The 23875-nt window shown below is 42.3% G+C and carries 18 protein-coding genes; 2 read left to right on the top strand and 16 right to left on the bottom strand.

Translation table 11 applies throughout. The annotated features are described in order from the left end of the window. The first annotated feature begins 96 nt into the window (after positions 1-96). Entirely contained in the window at positions 97-735 is a 639-nt protein-coding gene (locus P7J36_RS05320; RefSeq protein WP_408551466.1) for an MBL fold metallo-hydrolase, read from the top strand. A 44-nt stretch (positions 736-779) separates the two neighbouring features. On the opposite strand, the gene P7J36_RS05315 is transcribed toward P7J36_RS05320, so the two are convergent. The 14 genes from P7J36_RS05315 to rplK all read right to left on the bottom strand — a co-directional run bounded on the left by P7J36_RS05315 (position 780) and on the right by rplK (position 20075). Further along, positions 780-2795, bottom strand: a complete 2016-nt coding sequence (locus P7J36_RS05315; protein ID WP_408551465.1) for a M13 family metallopeptidase — start codon at positions 2793-2795, stop codon at positions 780-782. Positions 2796-2855: 60 nt separating this feature from the next. Next, the gene (locus tag P7J36_RS05310; RefSeq protein WP_408551464.1) at positions 2856-3878 is read right to left on the bottom strand and encodes a PhoH family protein; all 1023 of its coding nucleotides are present in this window, start codon (positions 3876-3878) and stop codon (positions 2856-2858) included. A gap of 122 nt (positions 3879-4000) precedes the next feature. Further along, positions 4001-11179: a ZmpA/ZmpB/ZmpC family metallo-endopeptidase gene (locus P7J36_RS05305; protein ID WP_408551463.1), complete on the bottom strand. Its 7179-nt coding sequence runs from the start codon at positions 11177-11179 to the stop codon at positions 4001-4003. 151 nt (positions 11180-11330) lie between these two features. Then, positions 11331-11546 carry a YozE family protein gene (locus P7J36_RS05300; RefSeq protein ID WP_009910192.1) on the bottom strand — a complete coding sequence of 72 codons (216 nt, stop codon included), beginning with the start codon at positions 11544-11546 and terminating at the stop codon, positions 11331-11333. Between the two features lie 5 nt (positions 11547-11551). Further along, complete coding sequence (locus tag P7J36_RS05295) at positions 11552-12007, bottom strand: DUF1801 domain-containing protein (protein WP_408551462.1); 456 nt, start codon at positions 12005-12007, stop codon at positions 11552-11554. A 9-nt stretch (positions 12008-12016) separates the two neighbouring features. Further along, entirely contained in the window at positions 12017-12937 is a 921-nt protein-coding gene (locus P7J36_RS05290; protein WP_408551461.1) for a 2-dehydropantoate 2-reductase, read from the bottom strand. 2 nt (positions 12938-12939) lie between these two features. Further along, on the bottom strand, positions 12940-13794 hold the full coding sequence (cvfB, locus tag P7J36_RS05285; protein WP_408551460.1) for an RNA-binding virulence regulatory protein CvfB: 855 nt from the start codon (positions 13792-13794) through the stop codon (positions 12940-12942). A 130-nt stretch (positions 13795-13924) separates the two neighbouring features. After that, the gene (gene frr, locus P7J36_RS05280) at positions 13925-14482 is read right to left on the bottom strand and encodes a ribosome recycling factor (RefSeq protein WP_009910199.1); all 558 of its coding nucleotides are present in this window, start codon (positions 14480-14482) and stop codon (positions 13925-13927) included. Between the two features lie 464 nt (positions 14483-14946). Continuing rightward, positions 14947-15681 (bottom strand): UMP kinase, encoded by a 735-nt coding sequence (gene pyrH, locus P7J36_RS05275; protein ID WP_015445263.1) that lies wholly within the window; start codon positions 15679-15681, stop codon positions 14947-14949. 166 nt (positions 15682-15847) lie between these two features. Continuing rightward, the gene (locus P7J36_RS05270; RefSeq protein WP_408551494.1) at positions 15848-17488 is read right to left on the bottom strand and encodes a putative polysaccharide biosynthesis protein; all 1641 of its coding nucleotides are present in this window, start codon (positions 17486-17488) and stop codon (positions 15848-15850) included. A gap of 254 nt (positions 17489-17742) precedes the next feature. Further along, positions 17743-18531 (bottom strand): glutathione-dependent disulfide-bond oxidoreductase, encoded by a 789-nt coding sequence (yghU, locus tag P7J36_RS05265; protein ID WP_408551459.1) that lies wholly within the window; start codon positions 18529-18531, stop codon positions 17743-17745. A gap of 6 nt (positions 18532-18537) precedes the next feature. Continuing rightward, positions 18538-18825, bottom strand: coding sequence for a hypothetical protein (locus P7J36_RS05260; protein WP_398582276.1), 288 nt, complete (start codon positions 18823-18825; stop codon positions 18538-18540). 94 nt (positions 18826-18919) lie between these two features. Then, positions 18920-19609 carry a 50S ribosomal protein L1 gene (gene rplA, locus P7J36_RS05255; protein ID WP_004194879.1) on the bottom strand — a complete coding sequence of 230 codons (690 nt, stop codon included), beginning with the start codon at positions 19607-19609 and terminating at the stop codon, positions 18920-18922. 40 nt (positions 19610-19649) lie between these two features. Further along, entirely contained in the window at positions 19650-20075 is a 426-nt protein-coding gene (rplK, locus tag P7J36_RS05250; protein WP_002935890.1) for a 50S ribosomal protein L11, read from the bottom strand. Positions 20076-20229: 154 nt separating this feature from the next. Between rplK and P7J36_RS05245 the strand changes: the two genes are divergently transcribed. Then, positions 20230-20598, top strand: coding sequence for a DUF3397 domain-containing protein (locus P7J36_RS05245; RefSeq protein ID WP_004194874.1), 369 nt, complete (start codon positions 20230-20232; stop codon positions 20596-20598). Between the two features lie 206 nt (positions 20599-20804). Here the strand turns inward: P7J36_RS05245 and gloA2 are convergent, their stop codons facing one another. Continuing rightward, the gene (gloA2, locus tag P7J36_RS05240) at positions 20805-21191 is read right to left on the bottom strand and encodes an SMU1112c/YaeR family gloxylase I-like metalloprotein (protein ID WP_408551458.1); all 387 of its coding nucleotides are present in this window, start codon (positions 21189-21191) and stop codon (positions 20805-20807) included. After that, positions 21191-23554 (bottom strand): FtsK/SpoIIIE family DNA translocase, encoded by a 2364-nt coding sequence (locus tag P7J36_RS05235; RefSeq protein ID WP_408551457.1) that lies wholly within the window; start codon positions 23552-23554, stop codon positions 21191-21193. The genes gloA2 and P7J36_RS05235 overlap by 1 nt, the downstream gene beginning before the upstream one ends. Positions 23555-23875 lie beyond the last annotated feature (321 nt).

The raw sequence follows: 23875 nt of genomic DNA, 5'->3' as shown, positions 1-23875 counted from the left end.
CGCTCCCACTGAAAAAGCCTCAAACAAAATCCATGAATTCACTGGATTTTTTTGTTAGACTAGTAACATCAGTAACTGTTAGAAGAAGGAAAAAGAATGCTTATTCATAAATCTGTCAATCCTGTCGCTTTTCAAAATACCTACTACCTTGAAAATGATACCCATCTGATTATCATTGACCCAGGAAGTGACTGGACAAAAATTCAAGCAACTATCGAAAAAATCGGAAAACCAATTTCGGCTATTCTCCTGACTCACACTCACTATGACCATATTATGAGCTTGGACATCCTGCGTGAAAGCTACGATTTTCCACCTGTCTATGTGGCTGAAAGTGAGGCCAGCTGGCTCTACACACCAGAGATGAATCTGTCAGGTCTACCTCGTCATGATGATATGGAAAATGTAGTCTGCCGACCTGCTGAAAAAATCTTCCAATACCAAGAAGACTACCAGTTTGACGGTTTTCATTTCAAGGTAGTTCCAACACCAGGGCACTCTATTGGTGGTGTTTCCTTTATCTTCCCAGAGGATGAATGTGTCATCACTGGAGACGCACTTTTCCGCGAAACGGTGGGACGTACAGACCTGCCAACCAGCAATTTTGACGACTTGATTGCGGGTATCAGAGAACACATTTTCACCCTGCCAAACCACTATACTGTCCATCCAGGTCACGGTCAAAATACTAGCGTTGGACACGAGAAAAATTTTAATCCATTTTTTAGACTGTAAAAATAAGTACTGCCCAGTTCTGATTGAACCAGGCAGTTTTTAATTTACCACATAACCATTCTCTCTTCGGGTGCCCTATACATGGGGTCTCCCTTTTGAATAGTGTAGACTTCATAAAAATCATCCATCTGCTGCAACTGGATATTGACCCGAAATTCCTCTGGAGAATGTGTATCTACCTGAAGTTGATAACGGCCATAATCTACTGCAACCATTTCTCGACGGCTACGGGCATAATTCTCAAAAAATTCTTTTAGGTTAGCTGACGGTTCTTCTTTTTTGAGCGTAGCCAAAGCAATCTGTATTCCTCCCAAATCCGCAAGATTTTCAGACAAGGTTAGGTGACCATCTACTCTACCACCATAGACTTCTAGACCATCAAACAAGTCTACTAGGGCTTTATTTTTTTCTTCAAACGCTAGTCTATCTTGCTCTGTCCACCAGTCTTTAAGACTACCAGTCTCATCAAAATTTGCTCCTGTAGCATCAAAAGCATGAACAAACTCATGAGCAATAATTTTGCCAATCCCGCCATAATTCTCGGCTACAGATTGATTTTTGTCATAATAGGGAGCTTGTAAAATAGCCGCCGGAATATAAATCGCATTCTGACTAGGAGCGTAGGCGGCTGTTACTTCACTTGCCGATACATTGCTAGCCCAAGTTTGTCTATCGATTGGCTGACTATAACGCTCGAAAACACCTGTTCTAACTTGAATCGTAATAGCCAAAACATTTTCAATATAAGACAAGTCTTCACGAACCTTTAATGACTTGGTCCAGTCGCTCAACTCCCTTGGATAGCCGATATGATAAGTGATATTTTCTAATTTTTTTATTGCAGCTTGCTTGGTGGTTTGACTAAGCCAATCATTGGCTAGAATCCTTTCCTGATAGGTCCTAGAGATTGCCTTAGCCATCTCCTGAATGGCAAGTAAGTCCGTTTCATCAGCATAGTTACGACCATAATAAACACCCAAACTTTCCTTGAACATTCCAGTCACATCCAGATAAGTCATGTAATCATTTGGATAGGAGGCTGAAAGTCCTTGGACTTCTGCATGAAATCTCCCTGCTGTCTGCATGATTTCCCCAGTCAAATAGGGGGCTAACTTCATTGCTTGGCTAACCAAAGCCCATGATCGATATTCTGAGAAATTTTCTTCCTTGATAAATTGGGATAATTGTTCAAAATAGCTTGGATTAGAAACATAAACTTCCTCCGATTCCAAGCCCACCAGGCCTACTAATTGTTCTCCAATCGATAAAGCTGGAGAGTAGTTTTTGACCTCTGAGAATGATTTAAGTTCTTCTGTGTTCACTGGCCCCCAATCACTATGCACATTCTCGCTAGCTGGTAGAGTGTCAACGAGTCGATTGTCAAAAGCAATGGCACCTTCAACCAAAGCAGTAGCCTCCTCGTCTGAGTAGCCACATTTTTCCAAAATATGTCTCGCAGATAAACGGTAAGAATCCATGAGTTTCTCACGAACAGTCCTGTCTTCATAGTAGGGCTTATCAGGTAGAATCGTCTGAGGTGGTAGCAAAATTAGCATTCTTTCAGATGTGTTTCGTGGATTGGCAATCACATCAAGACCATAGGGCAATGGGTAGTCCTTACGAATCCAATCTTGGCTAAGCGATTTCAGCTCGGAAAACGAATCAATTCCCATCATTTCATCCAGTATCATTCTAGCTACTCTGACACCATCTTCTTCCCTTTTGGTAAAATCAAGACCTTGCTGATACAACTTGATAAATTCTACTAAATCCTCAGACTGAGGTTCCAGCTGACCAGCTACCATTTTGTCAAAATCCGATTTTAATTGCTCATCGACTTCCATTTGCAATCTTGTAAACTCATTGTAGAATGGTGTGCCACTTGATAACCAGCTGCCATTTAACCAATCCCTATTTATAGCTTGATAAAAATTAGTTTGGATAGTCGGTTCTGCTTTTTCAACTTGTGTTTGGTCATCTCCTATTTTCTGACCACCACAGGCAGCTAAGAGACAGACAAAACCAAGTAAAACCAATCTAAGTAGACCTTGTTTTATCACGCGTCACTCCCTCACTTGTTTTCCACAAACTATTTCGACAGGCAAAGAAGCAGAAAATAATTACTCCTCCGCATCTTGCTCTTTCTTCAGCTCCCCAATCGTTTCAAAACTTGCTCGACTATCAGCTGCCAGAGCCTCCTGTTCGTAGGCATTGATAATTTGGGCAACGACTGGGTGACGAACCACATCCTTAGCTGAAAAATGCACGAAATCAATCTGCGGTATTTTGCTTAGTTTCTCCGTCGCATCAATCAAACCTGACTTAACCTTGCGCGGCAGGTCAATCTGGCTAATGTCCCCATTGACAATCATCTTGGAATTAAAGCCCAGACGGGTCAGGAACATCTTCATCTGCATAATGGTGGTATTCTGCGCCTCATCTAAGATGACAAAGGCATCTTCCAAGGTCCGACCCCGCATATAGGCCAGCGGTGCAATCTCGATGATTTCCCGCTCCATTAGGCGCGTGGTCTGCTCCTTGCCCAAAATCTGGTAGAGGGCATCATAGACAGGACGCAAATAGGGGTCTACTTTTTCTTTTAAGTCCCCCGGCAAAAAGCCTAAACTTTCGCCTGCTTCTACCGCAGGACGTGTCAGGACAATCCTCTTGACCTGTCCCCGCTTGAGTGCAGTTACAGCTAAAGTAACCGCCAAGAAGGTCTTGCCTGTACCAGCAGGACCGATTCCAAACACGATGTCATGACGCTTTACGCTGTCCACGTAGAGTTTTTGACCAAGAGTCTTTACGCGAATGGGTTTGCCGTAGTTGTCCTTGATGATTTCTTCCTCGTAGAGGGCAACGAATTTTTCAATCTCATCATTTTTGACCATGGAAATGGCTGTGACCACATCTGGCGTATTGACGACCAAACCACGACTCACCAAAACAAGAAGAGACTGGATAACAAGACGTGCCTGTTCAACATGGTCTTCCTGTCCAATGACTTGAACTTTCTCCGTTCGAGCATGGATAATCACCCCAAGCTCTTGTTCCATCAGGCGCAGATGGCGTTCATTGGACCCAAAGAGGCTAAATAGGTCATCTGGGTGTTTTAAATGAATATCAATAGAATGTTCTTGCAAGAAACTTCTCCTTTGATGCTTTTCTATTATTATACCAAAATTACAGGCAAACTGGATTTTAAAGGCAAGAAAAGCAGTGAACAATCTGTCCACTGCTCATCTATCTGTGCATAACCCACTCTTTATGGAGTATCCTTGTAGATAGACTGTCTAAAGTCATCAGTTGCACGGAGGTATCCGTTTAGAAGTGCTGCTTTTAGGCTGTAGACACGGGAATCCGTTTTGTTGTAACCATTTGCCTGAGAAGCATATGGTTTTTGAGAAGCGTATAAGGTACGATGTGCATCGTATTCCACCGCTTCTTTCATTAACTTCCGGATATCTTGAACAGAGTTCAAGGTTTGACTACCTTCGTAGAAGTAACCTTCTCCATCAGATTTACCCAAAACTTGTACCGGTTTCAAGAGCTCCAACCTATCTTTCCGACGCTTAAACATCTCCTTGCGGAAGGCTTTCGAGTCTGCATAGATTCCGTTAGTAATCTTAGAAATCAACTGATTATCTGAGATGCGGCCCGCAGGATCTGCCTGACCAAGTTCAGCCTTGTATTGGTTAGATAGATAAGGAACAAAACCGTTCTCATAACCTTTTTCTGCCAATAACTCAAAGGCAATCTTACGGAATTCATACTCATTTCGACTTGAGCCATTGTTATTCATAGCTCCATAGATTGGGTTGAGAGCATTGACAGTCAGATAAGAATTACCTGGGAAGAGCTCATTGTCGCTATGACCATCTGGATCATAAGAGCGACGAGAAACCATACCGTTGTCAATGAGTTCATCAATAGTCTTAAATTGTGCTGCACGGCGGAATTTTTCTATCCAAGCTGCATTACCTTCTTTGGTATCCAATTTATTGAACCAATTTCTGCGAGCAGAGTTCAAGCTATTATTTCCAGATAAATTAAACACAGCTTCAGCTTCCAAATAGTCCAGAGTATAGACAACATCCAAGTAACCTCTCATATAATTTTCAAGGTCTTGTGTAGATTGGAAGCGTTCAGGATTGAGGTTGGTCAAACGACGACCATAGGAATTCTTCTCATATTCAGAAAAATCATAGATGGTATTAAAACCAAGTATATCTTGATCAAACCAATTGATGGTTTCAAACAAACCACGCGCATACACCTCGAATTCCATACTGCTACGACGACCATGGCCTAGCAAGAAGGTGTCATCGTCGGCGACGTGTGTCAATTCATGGGTATAAATCCGAGCACCTTCATTACCAATCGCATCCGCATTTGAATAGAAAATATCTTTCAAGTCTGACTGAGCTGTAGCACCTGTTCCGTATGGGAAACTATAACCTAACGGCATGTAGAAATCCTTCATAGAAGGTACATCCCTACTACTTAGAGAATCTACTGGACGCCAAGAACCTTTCAACCTTCTATTATCCCAAGTGATAATCTGTCTAAACATCTTTTCCTTATGTTCTTGCGGCAAAATCCTGTAGAGATAATCTGCGTGTCCAGCCCATGTCTTGGCAGTTTTGGCAATGGCTTTCTCAATCTCCTCGCTGCTTCCTGATTGATTATCATAAGAACCAATCAGAGTATTGGCCATATCCGTCAGGACAAAGATATTCCGCTCTGGCATAGTAAGAAGAATAAGAGCCATCTCTTTAAAGGACCAGGTATCGCTCTTCAACTTATCATAGAAACGATTAGAATACTTCTTGTTGTTTGCATCTTCTTGTTTAGCCCTTACCTCGTCAACTGTTGAATTGGTTTCAATAATATTTGCCTTGGTCGCAGACTTGAACCAGTCACTATCCGACATCTCTGGAGCAAACCGTTTGCGGTAAGCTTCTAAATATGCAAATAAATCTCCATTTACAGCTGGTTTTGCTATCAGCTGACTACCAAGAGCAAAGTTATTATTTGGCTTCAAGGCTCCAGAACCTAAATCACCTAGTGTCATCAATTGTTTCAAGGAGCTAGCAGAATTACCAAAGAAGTCAGCCTTCTTAGTCATCCACTCTTTGGCATTTGTTTCTCCAAATTGGATATTGTACCAACGATCCATGTAGGCTAAACCAAGCAACAACTGTACTTTATTGTCCTTGATATAGTTGAATGTATAATCTTCCGTCACTTGACTTGTCAAACTGATAGCATGATTTGACACCAACAAGTCTCGCAGATGTTGACGAATATTAGCTTTGACCTTACCAAAGGATTCTTTCAGGAACAACAATTCTTTTATAGCATAATCATTCGGTGAATCTGTCAATCCTAAGACATCCAAGACTTCTTTTGAAGCATAGGTTAGCGACTCAAATTCTGGCAATAGGCGAGTAACTAACTGATCGAGATGAGTAGCTGAAACCATGCTTTCTGGTGTATAGGTTACTTCGCTATCAACGACGTAGTACTCTGTAATAGCTCCGCTATTTAAATCTTGTTTCTTAACTAACCAATCATAGTCAATAGAACCATCTTCAAAATGGAACATCACCTTGTTTATATACTGTTTTTGACCTTGGGTATCAAATACTGGCCTATTCTTGTTATGACCATCAATCGCCACAACATCCAATAATTTCTTGGTGACAAGCTTATCTTTTAAACTTAGACGATTGGCCTGTTGGATGATAACATCTTTAGTAAAGAATGGCAACAGTTTTTCCATGTTTTCATAAGCCAACTGCCTATTTTCTTGATAGTGAGGATGAGTGCTATAATCTGTATACACTTTAGCTGAAACAAATGAGTGGTTTCTAGCATAGGTATCTCGTGACTGGATGCTATATTCTGTTAACTTCCCATCCACTTGGCTTGCTTCTAAATGCTCCTGTTTACTATTATTCTGACCAGATGCTTCTCCAATAACAGCATAGTTTTTACCAACTTGAAGTTTTTCATCTGTGACATAATGATACACCTTACGACCATTTGGCACATTGACAGCTGAAATAACATCCTCAATTATGGAATTATTTGAACCAACAATTGTACCAACAATACCACCAATTTCACTATTCATTGTCTTCGGAGCTGAAATCATTCCTTTCGCATAAGCCTTGCGAACAGAAGCATTTGCCCCTTCCATTTGACCAACGATACCACCAATTCTTGCTCGTTCAGAATTGCTCGTCAATAGCACATCGGTATGTATACGTTGCGCTTGTCCGCCTTGACCAATCCAGCCAGCCAGACCACCAACGTAATTGTCTGTAGTTTCTGTTGATTGACTAGATACCCTAGCCTTGATACCAACATTAGCAATTTGAGTGTTCGTAGCAATCCCTACCAGAGCACCGACATGATTACCTCCAGTAACACTTCCTTCTACTCTGACATTTTCTATACGACCACCTTTGGCTTCCTTAGCCAAAGCACCGACTTCTTTCTTATCCTCCTGATGGATCGTCACATCTTGTAGATTTAGATTTTCAATTCGACCAGCTGTCTTGTGGAAGAGAGGAGCTTGCAAGTCATAGATGGTATAGCCTGCACCGTTTAATGTCCCCGTAAACTCCCCAGTAATATAACTATCTTTTCCAGTTACATCCATCGTCGAGGCTGTCAAATCTGCACCAAGGGTAAAAGTAGCCCAAGGGCTGGCCTTAATAGCTTGAACCAAGCTTGTAAAATCAGTATAGGTATTTGTAGTCACAGATGGTTTCTGCTTAGCAACTCGGAAGGTCAAGCCTGAGCTATAAGTATTATCCTTCAAGTTGTCTTCAACTAAATTATCCAAACTTGCTTTGATGAGGTAGAAGGATTCTCCATCCTCTGACTGTAAATCAACTTGACTGATTGGTAATAAAATCTCTTTTTGCTGGCTCGAAATCACCTTGGCAAAATAGTTTGTAAGGTTTTCTGGTTTTTCAGCTAATTCTCTTTGGATGCTAGCCTTATTATTTTCTAATTTCCAGAGTTCTACGCGATCAATATTCTTAATCTGTAGCTGGCGTTCTTCTATTTCGATAGCAGCCTCATCCACTAGACTATCTACCAAGCTTTCTGATGTTCCACTGTAGGTCAATTCTGTTCGTACAACATAATCAACATTGACATCTAAGTTTTCAAAAACAGCCTGTAGTTGATTATTACTTTCTTTCACAGCAACACTAGAAACTACCTTATCATTAGCATATAGGTAGGCCATGGCTCCTTCAAAACGTTCAGCTGGATCATCTAGAACATACCGAACTACCGCAATTTGCCTATCCTTTTGAAGATCAACTCCCCGAATATTCATAGTAGGCTTCGGTAAAAGACTTATATCATCTATTGGAGTAATACCTGTATCCGCATCTTCTTCCAACTCTTTCTCTTCAGGTTTTGAATCAGCTGGAGTAGTTGGTGTTGTTGAACCAGATGAGTCTGGCGATGGCGGAGTAGATGAGCTAGTTTCTGAAGAATTAGTTTCTCCTGAAGAACCGCTAGTCGACGCCCCTTCGCCTGATGGAGAGGTTTCTGGACCACATGTATCCTCTGGTTGTGGATCTAGCGGACAGAGCTCTTCTTCGATTTCTGGCGATGGGGCGGTGGTAGAATCCGATGGTTTCGGAGTCGTTGCACCAGAAGAACCTGGGGTAGTTGGAGTAGATGGGATAGTTTCTGAAGAATTAGTTTCTCCTGAAGAACCGCTAGTTGACGCCCCTTCGCCTGATGGTGCTTCTTCTGTCGGAGAGGTTTCTGGACCACATGTATCCTCTGGTTGTGGATCTAGCGGACAGAATTCTTCGTCTGGTTCAGTTGCAGCTTCATTATTTGGAGTTGCGGGGTCTGACTGTACTGAATCCTCTTTTTTTGAATCTGTTGGAGTCGATAGAGACGGAGGTGTTACTGTCTCACTGGTTGATGTTGGCAGTTCGAAAATCAGTTCCCCTTCTTTTTTATGGCTTGCTCCGCTATTGGCATCTGTTTCAACAAGAAGGAAACGGAGATCATCCTCTATCAAACTTGTCTGAATGAGCATATCAGCTAAATCCCTTGCTTCCAAAATAGCTCTGGAAGCCTCATAGACAGTATTGATATAGTCTGTCCATTCTTTACCTTTAAAGCGGGACTTATAAGTCTGAAGCTCTTCCATTTTTTCTCTGAGTTTTGTTACTGCTTCCTCTATTTGTTGAACTTGGACTTTAGGGTCCACTTTCTCCTCTGTTTCAGGCCAGCAGGTTGACGAAGGGTCCAGAATACAATGAATTTCTGCCTCGGTTAGCTCCTGCGAAGTTGGATTCTCAGTAGATTCACCATGCTGACTTGCACCACTAGTGGCATCTGTCGAACCTGTATTTGGAGTTGTTGCTACCTCTGTTTCTGGAACCGCTTCTGGTTGCGGCGCTACGGGAACCGCTGTTTCGGGACTGGTTTCAGGCTGAGGCGCTACGGGAACCGCTGTTTCGGGAACCACTTCTGGTTGCGGGGGGACTGGAACGTCTGTTTCTGGGTTTGATTCCGGCTGCGGAGATACAGGGAACTCGGTTTCTGGAACCACTTCTGGCTGCGGGGGGACTGGAACGTCTGTTTCTGGACTGGTTTCAGGTTGCGGCGCTACGGGAACCGCTGTTTCTGGACTGGTTTCAGGTTGCGGCGCTACGGGAACCGCTGTTTCGGGACTGGTTTCAGGTTGCGGCGCTACGGGGACTGCTGTTTCTGGACTGGTTTCAGGTTGCGGCGCTACGGGAACCGCTGTTTCGGGACTGGTTTCAGGCTGAGGTGGGACTGGAACATCTGTTTCTGGGTTTGATTCCGGCTGCGGCGCTACGGACACCTCGGTTTCTGGAACTAATTCGGGTTGTGGGGCTACTGGGACTGCTGTTTCTGGACTGGTTTCAGGCTGAGGTGGGACTGGAACATCTGTTTCTGGGTTTGATTCCGGCTGTGGAGATACAGGGAACTCGGTTTCTGGAACCACTTCTGGCTGCGGGGGGACTGGAACGTCTGTTTCTGGGTTTGATTCCGGCTGCGGAGATACGGGGACCTCAGTTTCTGGACTGGTTTCAGGCTGAGGTGGGACTGGAACATCTGTTTCTGAAACCACTTCTGGTTGCGGGGGTACTGGAACGTCTGTTTCTGGGTTTGATTCCAGCTGCGGCGGAACTGGTGCTTCTACCTGCTTAGCACCTACATACATTATAGGTGCTACTGCGCTCTTTGTCACCTGTTCAGAAATCTTTTCACTCCGAAGAATCTTCTCTCCTTGAACAAAATCAGCATAGGTAATCTCTTTCTCTCCCTCTTGACCAGGAACAAGGCGATACTTGCCAACTTCAAGCAACGGTTCCTCTTGTTTAACCATCTCCAAAGCAAACGATTCTTTTTCCTTACGAAAGGCCACAAAAGGTAATGCTTGACCAACAGGTGCCACTTCTGTTACTGCATCTGTTCTATCCTTCCGATTTAAGATAAGTAAACCTGGAATCTGCAAAGTAGAATCAAGTCCGCTATTTTGACTTTCTTCTGCATTTGGAGAATCCTCTATTTTATCAGCAACAGTTGATGTATCTGATGGAGAAGCCAGACTATCGCCTGTTTGCGAATTTGTTGCTTCTGAAGAGTCTGTATTCTCCGTTTTTTCAACCGATGAGTCCGTAAGAGGTAATTGTGGACTCTCATCTCTGTTGGAAAGTTGGCTTTCAGAATTTTCCTGAAGAACACTTGGTTTCGCAAGTTCTTCTAACTCAGATTTCTTACCTTCTGATTGCGCTGAACTAGCTTGTGTCCCCTTAGCGGTATCATTTCTTTCCATTTCTGATGGAGGAAGACTGGTCTTGACTGATGACTCCTGAACATAATAGCCTACAAAGTCATAGCCAGCAATCGTCAACCTACCATCTGGCAAAGCCTCGCCAGGTTTAAGAACATAGGTCTGATTGTAAGCAGCTAGTGCTAAACTTTGAACTGCTCCTACTTCCAAAACAGGCAGAGCCAGACCACTAGTTGTCACATAAAGCATGGTCAAGACACGCGCCTTCTTAGACTTGGTCGCAGAAACGGCTAAAACCAAGAAACCTAGCCCTAGGACAGCCAGACCTGAACCAACTAGCTCACCCGTTGCAGGAAGAACTTTCTTAGATGGACGGTAGACCACAAAATAGGTCGCTTCTTCCCTCAATTCTGCTGGCAAGCTAGACTGAATCAACTGCCGCTCCTCTGCCGATAGCTCCACCTCTAAAACATATTCGAAACGAATCTGACTAGAACTTACAGTCTCAGCTGAAACTTCTTGAGCCTGGATGCCAAAAAGCAGGCTAGTACCTACACACAGAGAAACAAGACCGATGGTCAGTTTTCTAAAAGAAAACGCTTTCCTCTGTTCATAAAAAAATTTGTTCATATGATCTCCTTTCATTTCTCTTGCATCAAATGCTACCTTCTCCTGTCATTATATCAAAAAACGAACAATTCTTCCATCATTTATCGGCGCTATTCATACAAATAAAAAAAAGCAAAATACAAATATGTATTTGCTTTATCTTCTTTTGTCATCAATGTCCCAAATAATCTTCCCAAATCGCATCAAAATCAGACATGGAAAAGGCAAAACTGGCCGATTCCTCCAAAAAACGACTGACTTCATCGAAATTATCTGATTGCTTAGGAAAATCAGACTCATCAAAGGCATAATCTGCCAAGATAGCTACTGGTTCATTACTTTTCGGGTTGCGCTGGGTCATCAACCAAGAATAAAAACTTCTTCTCACTACATCTACTTTCTATGATTTTTTTCGTAGAGCTCTATATAGCGCTCCATAGATATCTTACTAACCAATTCCCCTATCAATTCATAAGGAATATTCTTGGGATTTTTCATACGAACACAGGACTTGCCCATATCCAGTTTGGTAGCCACCTGTGCTTGATAAGTAGCAACGAACCAATCATTCAACTCTTGGTCCATATAAATCCCCATATGGTAGAGGGCTATGTGGGCCTTTTGTGATGCCAAGGCAAGGAATGGTAAGGGCTCTCCCGGTGTGCAATGATAACCATCAGGGTAGGCAGTAAGCGGCACATAATAGTTAATCATACCTCCCAAGATGCCTATTTCAAAACCAGCTGGTAACTGTTCCACAATCACTTGATGGAGCCGTTCAACCGCTTCCTTCCGATTTTCAGGCAAGACAGCTATATATTCTTCAATCGTTTCCACTTCAATCAGCATGACTTTCTCCTATCTCAACCCCAGCATACTTTCCTTGGCATGAATCATATCTGTTATCATCTGACAGTATGGTGTTGGAATCCCTGCTCGCTTGCCTTTAAAAACAACAGCGCCATTCAAGTAATCAATTTCTGTCTTGCGACCATTTTGTACCAAATCCTGATGCATGGATGGGTAATGATTGGAAGCCTTTTTCGATGTGTCCATGATGTATTTCCAAATTGCTGCCTCATCAATTCCATCTGTCTCTGACTTGGCTACGGAGATAAATTCCTTGAAAATACCTTGCACCAAATTCAGACCACCCTCTGTCCCGAAGAGTTCTCCAATGGTACAATTCAAAATAGTACAAGTCGGATTCATAGTCCCATTGACACAGGCTTTTTGCCAAATGGCATTGATAACATGATCATCGTAGGCCGCATTCAAACCAGCCTCATTAAACATATCAATGATAGCAGCTACAGACTGACCATCACCAATCATATTCTGAACGGAGATTGAACCAGGTCCTTCCAGATGCACATGACCTGGCCCCTTTAGACCTGCCAACCAAATGGTCACCCCAACCATGATACTCTCATCGGGTACATAACGGCGCATGGTGGTCGCATGTCCCAGACCATTCAACAGACTGAGAACCTTGGTCTCTTGACCAATTATCCCCTTAATGTCCTGCAACATCTTTGGCAACTGATCCGCCTTGGTCAAGAGGATGATCAAGTCAGCAACCTGAGTTGCTTCAGTTGGCTTCATAATAGGCAGATGAACATTCTCATCAAAGTCGCCCGTCACCTTTAAGCCATTTTCACGAATGGCCTCAATGTGAGCATCCCAGTTATCCAACAAAATCACTTCGTGCTTAGTTTTAGACAACTGGTAGCCAAACCGGCAGCCCATGGCACCACTTCCAGCAATATAGACTCTCATTTTTAGATCAACTCCGTTCCAAATTCATCTTGCTTGACCTTACCAGCCTTCATCAAGCCACCCATAGCTTTCTTAAATTGTCCCTTGGAAATACCAAAGGTGGTCTTGATGTCTTCCGGAGCAGACTTGTCGTTCAAGGTCATAAAGCCTCCATTGCTCTCCAGATAAGTCAAAATCATCTGGGCATCATTTTCCAACATCTCAAACGAACGTGGTTTAAGGGACAAATTCAAGGTCCGATCGACAGCTCGATAGCCAATCACACGCGCTTCCAAAACCTGTCCCAAACGTGGCTCAGTAAAACGCTCGCTCGGGTGAATAAATCCAAGCATATTGTTGTCTGGCAGGTAAACAAAAGTCCCATTCATTTTCAAACGATAGACAATCGCTCGTAAGTTTTGGTTCTGCATATTGTCATAGGCAGGTCCAGCCATTTTCTGAAAATCTTCCTGAAAGGCTAGCAGAGCCCAAATGCGGTCTTTCTTATCCACATCCAATTTGACATAGAGCTGGTCGCCTTTTTTAGGCCAGAGTTCCTTGATTTCAGGCAGAATGTCCAAGGAAACCACTACCTGCTTATCAGGCAAACCTGTATCCACAAAGACACCCAAGTCCTTGCGCACCTCTGTTACAGTTCCCCAACCAAAGCTGGTCCGAGTTGCCTCAACTTCCTTGGTCGTCAAGCGGAGTTTTTGTTTCATATCTGAGTAGGCAAAGCCCTTTACAGATTGCCCCAGTTTAAACTCTCCCTCTTCTTTTGAAAGGGCAAAGGTCAGTCCCTCTTTTTGAACAAAGTAAAACTGGTCATTTTCATCGGTCACAAGACCAACCATATAGTGTGCTAATAAATCATTCATGATTTTTCTTCTTTCTGACTAAAAGAGGGGAGTCCTGTCTAACTCCCCTCCATTAGATTTCTTATTGGTTCACCACTGGAAGTTAGACAGCCCGGTGATGATCTGTTTTTGTAGCCTAAAAACGTGTTGATTAGACTTCCAACAATTCTTTTTCCTTGTCGGCAGTCATCTTGTCGATTGTCTTAATGGCATCATCTGTCACTTTTTGAATATCTTTTTCAAGTGTCTTCAATTCATCTTCAGTGATTTCTTTTGCTTTTTCAGCTTTTTTGGCTTCATCCATGGCATCACGACGGATATTACGGATGGCAACTTTTGAATTTTCGCCAACTTTTTTCACATCCTTCGCCAAGTTCTTACGAGTTTCCTCTGTAAGGGCAGGAATAACCAAACGGATAACAGTACCGTCAGATTGTGGCGTCAAACCAAGATCTGAAGCGTTCAAAGCACGCTCAATATCCTTCAAGATTGACTTATCAAATGGAGTAATCAATAGAACACGCGCTTCTGGCACTGTAATACCAGCCAACTGGTTCAATGGTGTTGGAGAACCGTAGTACTCAACGGAAATACGGTCCAACAAACTAGCATTGGCACGGCCAGCACGAATGTGGCTAAATTCACGTGCCAAACTCTGATGAGATTGGTTCATGCGCTCTTGCGCTTTAGCAATAATTTCTTTAGACATAAGACTTCCTTCTTTGTATTTTTTTGCAGTCTTTTAGTTTACTTTTAGTACTAGGCAACGAGCCACAGGCATAACTGAAGTTAGGCAAGGCGAGTTCAAATGAGGCTGGGCAAAAAGCCCAGGACCACTACTCAGAGTTCGTGTCAACATCTCAGCGCAGTGGTTGATTGGCAGATTTGTTCGTGTTTTGCACTCCAAATCTGGCCATTACGACTGTTGCGAACAAAGTTCGCTTCATCTCCAACCTCCAAAGGTTCCCCGAACCTTTGGAGCTATGCGGGGGTGGGAGTGAAACAGTCTGGGGATAGACTGTTTCAGCTCAACAACTTAAAACGAAAAATTGTTGACGAACTCTTTTTATCTTGGTCGAGTTCTTTCCCACTCCCGTTTGAAGTTGGAAATAAGGAAACAATACTTCCTCGATCGTCGAAGTACATAAAAGAAAAACTAAATGACGATATGATTTATTTTTCTTCTGAAGAATTTGAAACGGTAGTACCGATCGGCTCACCGAAGACAACACGTTTAATATTTCCTGGTTCATTCATATTGAACACGACCAAATCAATATCATTGTCCATTGAGAGAGTTGATGCCGTCGCATCCATGATTTTCAAACCACGACTAATCACTTCACGGTGGGTCAATTCATTGAATTTAACTGCATTAGCATCTTTCTTCGGATCAGCATTGTAGACGCCATCCACACCATTTTTAGCCATCAAAATCGCATCCGCTTCAATTTCTGCAGCACGAAGAGCCGCTGTCGTATCCGTTGAGAAGTACGGAGAACCAATACCAGCTCCAAAAATAACAATGCGACCTTTTTCAAGATGACGAAGAGCACGACCGCGAATATAAGGCTCTGCAACTGACTGCATCGCAATCGCTGTCTGCACACGTGTATCCACACCAAGCTGTTTAAGGGAATCAGCCATTACAAGAGCATTCATAACAGTCCCCAACATGCCTGTATAGTCTGCTTGAACTCGATCCATACCCGCTTCAGCAGCAGGTTCTCCACGCCAAAGGTTACCACCACCAATAACAAGGGCAATCTGAATACCTGATTCTGCGACTTCCTGAATTTCCTTTGCCATTTCCTGAACAGTTTTAAGATCAATACCGACACCACGTTCACCAGCCAAGGCCTCACCAGATAGTTTGATTAGAATACGTTCGTATTTAGGTTTCATCATCTCTCTCCTCTTTTTTATCCCTACTATTCTACCACAAAAAACGTTTTTTTTATACTGAAATCTCCAAGAAAAAAGGAAAATCCTCAACGAACTTTCCTTATCACATTCTAAAACGCCTCTTTTTCCCAGCTTTTCAATAGTAGAAAATAGAGATTTTTAAAACAAACTAGCCTAGGCGCAATTTCCTCCGTAAACTCTGAGCCCGACTTCCAATTAAACGATCTAGCTGACGAGTCTTCAATGTCAAGATGACAAAAACAAACATACCTGCTCCACCTGCAACAGCCAGGTGGATAAAGCTAGATACATAGCCATTTGCTGGAAGGATAAGATTCAGGACAAATTCAATCCCCCATACAACGAGTCCCATTACGATAGAAATCCAACTAATGGTCGCAATATCTTTTATCACTAGTCTTTCATCAATATGCAGAACCTTGTCAATTCGTCTATAGAAGAGATACAGCATAATTCCCAACCCAAATATCGTTGAGATAAAGCTACCATATACCTTAAAGACATAGATTATTGGTACTTGTAAAACGATTTTCACTAGCATCCCAATCAAGAAATAATAAATTGCTCTTCTACTTTCAAATATTGCTTGAATGACTACACTAATGACAGAATATAGTCCCAGAGGTAAAATTAAAAATAAGTTCCAAATGAATAGAGTAATGGCGATAGGCTCTGACGGTCCGTAAAAAATCGTATAGAGTGGCCCAGCTAACAGGACTGTTCCAACAATTGCCGGTATAGTGAATATAAAGAGTAATTGTAGATTATCCGCCACTAAATGAGACGCCGCCTTCAAATCTTTCTTGACAAATTTCTCTGTAATCAATGGAATAGCAACACTTCCCAGACTCAGTGAAATCCCGATAATCATCATCGTAATCTTACTTGGATTGGCAGCCATATATGAATAAAGTTCCAAAAGTTCCGAATTACTGTAATTCGTAATTCTTTCCATAACACGAATAAATGTGACTTGGTCAATAAACTGCAATAATTGAATCGTTAGACCTAAAATGATAATTGGAATCGCATCTCGAACAGTTTCCCTAATAAGTTGACCTGTATCCAAAGAAATCTTTTGTTTCTTAGCATGAAGCAACTTACCAAGGTAACCTTGCTTCCATAAAGTATAAACTAAAATCCCAACACTAGCAATCATCCCGACAAAAGCTGCAAAGGTAGATTGGACAACTGCTTCAAGATAGTCTCCGCTACCCAACTTCATAATCATAAATGTTGCTGCCAGTATCCAGATAACCCGTACCAGCTGCTCTGCAAGCTGGCTGATCGCATAAGGCTTCATATCGTGTCGGCCCTGGAAAAATCCACGTAAGATACTCATAGCAGGAAAGATAAATAAAGGCGGAACGAGACTGTACATGACTGGAAGTAACTTTTCCTTCGACCCCGATGCGTCTGCCAACCACGGAGCACTTAGATACATGACCCCTGCAAAGACAGCTCCAAAGACCAACATGAGCTTGAAGAATTCTCTGACCAAGTAAAGCGACACCTCTTCTTTACCCAAGACATTGTATTTAGCTACTTGTTTGGCAATAGCTGTCGGAAGACCAGCTGTTGAAATCAATAAGAAGTTGGCATAGATTTGATACCCCATACTAAAGAGGGCATTGGCTTCAGCTCGATATTCCCCTAACCAAATATACCAGGGAATAACATAGGCAACACCAAGCAGGCGACTAAGAATATTTCCAGCAGTTAACCAAGCCAAGCCTCTGGCCATTGTCGCCTGTTCTTTGGACTGCTGCATTTCAACTTTTTCGGACATTTTTCTATTACTTTCTATGTAAATATAAGACAGGAAAAACTCATACTCTTCGAAAATCAAAATCAGACGTTGTTGACTTGATTTGATGAACTTCAGTTCTATCTGCATCTACGTCGCCTAGTCTAATTCTGATTTTCATTGAGTATCAATTATTAATTTCTGTTTTTGGATTTTCACAAAGTCTAACTCTTTCATTATAAACTTTTATCATACCAAAGTAAAAGAAAAACCCACCCATAAGGTGGGCAAGTCAATTAATTATCAATTGAATGATATTTCACTGTCAACCCTCGTTGTACAGCTGGGCGTTGGGCTATTTTCTCTACCCAGGACTTTAGATGCTTGTAAGAATCAACATCTAAAAATTCTGCCGAACCTGGATATAGTTCTCCTTGCACCAAGCGACCATACCAAGACCAAATAGCGATATCAGCAATAGTATAAGTGTTACCTGCTACATATTCTCTAGTCGCCAATAGCTGATCCAAGAGATCCAGCTGACGCTTAGTTTCCATTGTATAGCGATTAATCGGATATTCTTGCGTTGTCGGAGCGTAATGGAAGAAATGTCCAAATCCTCCACCAACAAATGGAGCGGCGCCAGTTTGCCAGAAGAGCCAATTAAGAACCTCTGTCCGCTCTGCCCATGATTTTGGCAAAAAGGCTTCAAACTTTTCTGCCAAGTAGAGGAGAATATTGGCTGATTCAAAGACCGAAATCGGTTCTTGCTCGGAATAATCTACCATAGCTGGTATTTTGGAGTTGGGGTTGATGGCAACAAAATCGGAGCCAAATTGATCTCCTTGACCGATATTGATGAGAAAGAGGTCATAATCAGCTTCCGAAATACCTAACTCTTTCAACTCCTCCAACATAATAGCAACCTTAATGCCATTCGGAGTCCCCAATGAATAGACTTGGAAAGGCTTCTCTCCCTTTGGTAGGTCTTGCTCAAAGCGACTGCCCGCTGTTGGACGGTTGCCAGATCGGTTGTCATTTTCATCTTCCCACTTCCAAACGAGTGGTTTTGTATATTCTGTCATCTGTTTTTATTCTACCTTTCCTGGGATAAAACTTGCCATTCGGTAATGATTTTGAAGTTGTTGAATGTAAAGAGAAAGCTGAACCAACTCTTTTGGTGCATGGCAGGTCAAGGCTGTCAGCTCTGCATTGACATAGCGGTTAAGATGTTCAGCAAGTATGTAGAGATTGTCAGCTTGATCAAGCTCTTTTGCTATTTCAAAAACCTTTTCACGCAATACGGGTGTGATAGCATCTTCTGGTAGCTGATAAACCGCCGAAAGATGGCTATAAAATTCTTCACGGGTCGCCTTCATAGTTGCCTCCTAAATCACTTTTTACACATATTATATAGCTTAATCTATTGAATGTCAACTAAAAAAGATTGCCCGCAGACAATCTTTCTATTGATTAAAGTGAGTTAGGATCAACTTTGATACCAACACCTTGTGTTGTAGTGATAGATACTGAAGTCATGTAAGTACCTTTAGCTGTAGCTGGTTTAGCTTTAGCCATTACATCGTGGAAAGCTTTGAAGTTTTCAACGAGTTTGTCAGCGTCAAATGATACTTTACCGATAAGAGCTTGTACGATACCTGCTTTGTCAGCACGGTAAGTGATTTTACCACCTTTAGACTCTTCAACTGCTTTAGCAACATCCATTGTTACTGTACCAGTTTTAGGGTTTGGCATCAAGTTACGTGGACCAAGTACACGACCAAGACGTCCAACAACTGCCATCATATCTGGAGTTGCGATAACAACGTCGAAGTCCAACCAACCACCGTTGATTTTAGCAACGAGGTCATCTTCACCAACAAAGTCTGCACCAGCAGCTTTTGCTTCTTCTGCTTTAGCACCACGTGCGAAAACAAGAACGCGTGAAGTTTTACCAGTACCGTTTGGCAATACCATTGCACCACGGATTTGTTGATCAGCTTTACGTACGTCGATGTTCAAGTTGTAAGCAACTTCAACTGACGCATCAAATTTAGCGAAGTTAGTTTCTTTTGCAAGAGCAACAGCTTCTTCTACGCTGTACAATTTTGTGCTGTCGATTTTTTCAAGAGCAGCACGCAAGTTTTTGCTTTTTTTAGCCATTTTATATGTCTCCTTGTAATCAGATAATCTTGGGTGCTACTTAGTCAGTAACAGTGAATCCCATAGAACGAGCAGTACCTTCGATCATACGCATTGCAGCTTCAAGAGATGCAGCGTTCAAGTCAGGCATTTTAGTTTCAGCAATTTCTTGTACTTGTGCACGAGTAACTGTTGCAACTTTAGTTTTGTTTGGTGTACCTGAACCTTTTTCAACACCTGCGGCTTTTTTCAAAAGAACAGCAGCTGGTGGTGTTTTAGTGATGAAAGTGAATGATTTATCTTCATACACAGAGATAACTACTGGGATAATCATGCCAGCTTGGTCAGCTGTACGAGCGTTAAACTCTTTTGTGAATCCCATGATGTTGATACCTGCTTGACCAAGTGCTGGTCCGACTGGTGGAGCTGGAGTAGCTTTACCTGCAGGAATTTGAAGTTTTACGAGTTTTTCGACTTTTTTAGCCATGATATAAAATCCTCCTATTGTGGTTTTGGCGGTAATTAAAGATTTTTACCTCCCACAAATATGTGTTTTACACATACCTTTTCATTATACACGAATTTCAAAGAAATGCAAGCTTTAGGTTTACTTTTTTTCACATTTTTTATAGAATGAATGTATGTTTGAATCGATTATATTTTTAAAAATAGTAGCCTTCCTATTTATCTTTCTAACCTTGGCCATTTCGATAATTGCTGTCAAGTTTTTTAGGTTGCAAAACCGAGGCTGGAACTTTGCAGACATTGCCTTTCCTCTCTATGCAATTGAATTTTATCTGATTTCGGACAAGGCCTACTATAACAGTCTACTGCCTCAGCTTGTCCTAGCCCTCTCACTACTAGCGATTGGTCTTTGTGGTTTCTTCCTTTTAAAGAAAAAGAATTTTTTATATCGCCGTTTCTTCAAGGTTTTCTGGCGAGCTAGTTTTATCTTGACCTTTTTGATGTATCTAGCTTTGGTTATTGCGGTCTTCACTTTAAAATCCTAAAATCATCCATCCTTTCAATAGATGGCATAATAAATCCCCATTGCAGGCGCAGTGGGGATTCTTTTTATACTAAATCAGACAAGGAGACGTAGATGCAGATAGAACTGACGTTCATCAAATCAAGTCAACAGCGTATGATTTTGATTTTCTAAGAGTATTAATTAGTTGTCATATTGAAAGGCCTCTCTGGGCATGAAAAGATGGACTCATTCATGAATTTCTAGAGGGAGGCCATCTGGAGCAAAGAAGAAGGCCATCTTCTTCCCATCAAAATCGTCTGTACGGAGGGCTTCATGGCGAATGCCCAATCGGTCAAACTCTTCCAGACAGGCTTCCACATCTGCAACCTGGAAGGCTAGATGGCGTAGACCTGTATGTTCAGGATTGGGCATGGCCGGACGCATTGGTGCATCTGGTTTGATGAAGATTTCCAAGGTCAGATTGCCTTTTTTGACATTGAAGAGAATATCATTTTTTTCTGGGCGAATATGTTCATCCACCTGTTCAAAGCCTAGTTTTTCAACATAAAATTCTCTTGTTTTGTCATAGTCACTACCGATAATTGCAATATGATGAACTGCATCAAATTTCATTATTGTGTTTCCAATACCTTTCTAGGTTTTGTTCCTTCAGCCGGACCAATGACACCCGCTGCTTCTAGCTCTTCCATGAGGCGTGTTGCCCTGTTAAAACCAACAGACAAGCGTCGTTGAATCATAGAGGCGCTGGCTTTTTGTGTCTCAACTACCAAGGCACGTGCTTCGTTGAAAAGTGGATCTCCTCCAGCATCACCAAAACCTGCATCGCCATCACCTTCTGCCACTTCACCTGGATCAAAGGATTCATCATAATCTGCATCTGCCTGATCCTTGATAAAGCCAACTATTGCTTCTACATCATCATCGGATATAAAGGAACCTTGCAAGCGGACTGGATGGTTTTCATCAATCGGTTTAAAGAGCATGTCACCGCGACCCAAGAGTTTTTCAGCACCGTTTTCATCTAGAATCGTCCGACTGTCTGTACCGCTTGATACGGCAAAGGCGATACGAGATGGTACATTGGCTTTAATCAAACCTGAAATAACATCAACAGATGGTCGCTGGGTAGCAAGAATCATGTGGATACCTGCTGCACGAGCCTTCTGTCCCAAGCGAATAATGGCATCTTCCACTTCTTTGCTGGCTACCATCATCAAGTCTGCCAACTCATCTACGATTACCACAATGAGAGGAAGTGGAATCTGTTTTTCTTCTGAACGGCTATTAAATTCTTCGACCTTCGCATTATAACCTTCCAAGTTTCGGACACCAATCTGGCTAAACAACTCATAGCGTTTCTCCATTTCATCCACTACTTTTTGAAGAGCTCGAGCAGCCTTGCGTGGGTTGGTCACAACGGGAATCAATAGGTGGGGAATATCATTATAGACCGATAATTCGACCATTTTGGGGTCAATCATCATGAACTTAACTTGGTCTGGACCAGCTTTCATTAGAATTGAAGAGATGATACCGTTGACAGCAACAGACTTCCCTGAACCAGTTGAACCAGCCACCAATAGATGGGGCATACGTGCTAGGTTAAAGGAACGGACGGAACCATTGACAGCCTTACCGAGAGGAATTTCCAGAAGTTTGTCTGGGTCTGTTTTAGATTGTTCCCAGAGCTCACGGAAAGGTACTGTAGCCACTTCGGAGTTTGGAACTTCAATACCGACCAGTGATTTTCCCGGGATAGGAGCTTCAATACGGACATCTTTAGCCGCAAGGGCTAGAGCCAAATCATCAGCTAGGTTAGAAATCCGATTGACACGAACGCCGACTGCTGGTTTGACTTCATACTTGGTTACCGATGGTCCAATCTCAGCACGCTCAACTACTACCTTGATTCCAAAACTGGCAAAGGTGTCTTCTAAAACTTTAATATTCTGACGAACAATCCGTTTTTCATTGGACTGACTCTTAGCTTTTATAGGAGCAAATAAGTCTATGGACGGAAGTTTGTATGCTAGTCTCTGCTTAGGCTTGAAATCAATCTCCACATCTGTCTCGTCCTTTTCAAACTCATTTGGTTCAGAAGCCTGGCTTGCCGAGTTTGATTGTGCTGGTTGGTCATCTTCTGCCAACATAATAGGAAATTCATCTTCTATGCCTAAGTGGTCATATTCTGAAATAATCGGTACTTGAACAGTCTCTTCTTCGAGGATTTCACCCGTTTCTAAATCGACCTGTCTATCTACCAGTGCCAAAGCCCGAGCTGACTCTTCCTCTAGACGAAGGCGTTCCTCTTCTAGACGAGCTAATTCTTGCTGACGTTTTTCTTCTCGTTCAGCCTTCTTCTGTGTTCGAAGCTCTGCTCTTTTTACCTGCGTCTCCACCAACTTATCTTTGGCAACCGCCAAGCCATCGGCAACATCATAAACAGACCATGGGCTTACAAAAAAGATACCAAATGCTATCACTAGAAGACCGATGAAGAAGGAACCGACATTTGCAAAGAGGAAGGAGACTGGCAGATAGAAGATACTTCCAATCATCCCTCCGCCTAGAAATACTGTTACCTGAAACTTAGCTAGGTCTGACAAGGCCAATTTTAGAGTATGACCGAATAAGTCACTCCCTTGATAGGTCCAGTCTAAGTAAGCCTGAAATTCAATCAATAACCCGATAACAATCAGCCAGAAGCCCGATATGGTCCCTTCTCTTTCGCGTAAGACTTTGGGAATAAGAAGGTAGATAAATGCACCCGCCAATAATAGATAGGCCAGACTACCAAATAATAGCCGGAAAATATTGTAGCTGGTCACTCCAAACACACCTAGGCGACTGGCTGCAAAGGCAATGAATAAAAGCCCCAATACTCGAAGGGTGATATTTTTAACACGTTCTTGCTGTGCTAATTCTGCCTTAGTTGGTCGCCTCGTAGCCTTTCCTTTTTTACTCGTTTTTGCCATAAAATCCTCAACTTTCTCAATCTCTTTATTTTATCATAATTGAGAATATTTTTCATATCAGAAAAAGTCCTGAATCATTCCCGTAGTTCGTATTTTATCCAATTTGTTACCGTCCAAAAGAGGATAGTGACGACTTTCCTTATCTCACAATTGGTCTACAATATTCGCTGGTGCCCTTTCTTCCAATTAAACGCAAAAAAGGGCGCAATAACCCCTTGTTTGTGTGGTGATTTTTTTGAACCAGTTAAACTACCCAGCTCGCAAGGTGAGTCCTTGTCCCAGACTTAGCTTTCCTTAAAGCAAAGCCAATCATGACTAAAA

This window comes from Streptococcus suis, from assembly GCF_046032115.1.
Classification (GTDB): Bacteria; Bacillota; Bacilli; order Lactobacillales; family Streptococcaceae; genus Streptococcus; species Streptococcus suis_AJ.
This window is presented reverse-complemented; position numbering and strand designations above follow the sequence as displayed.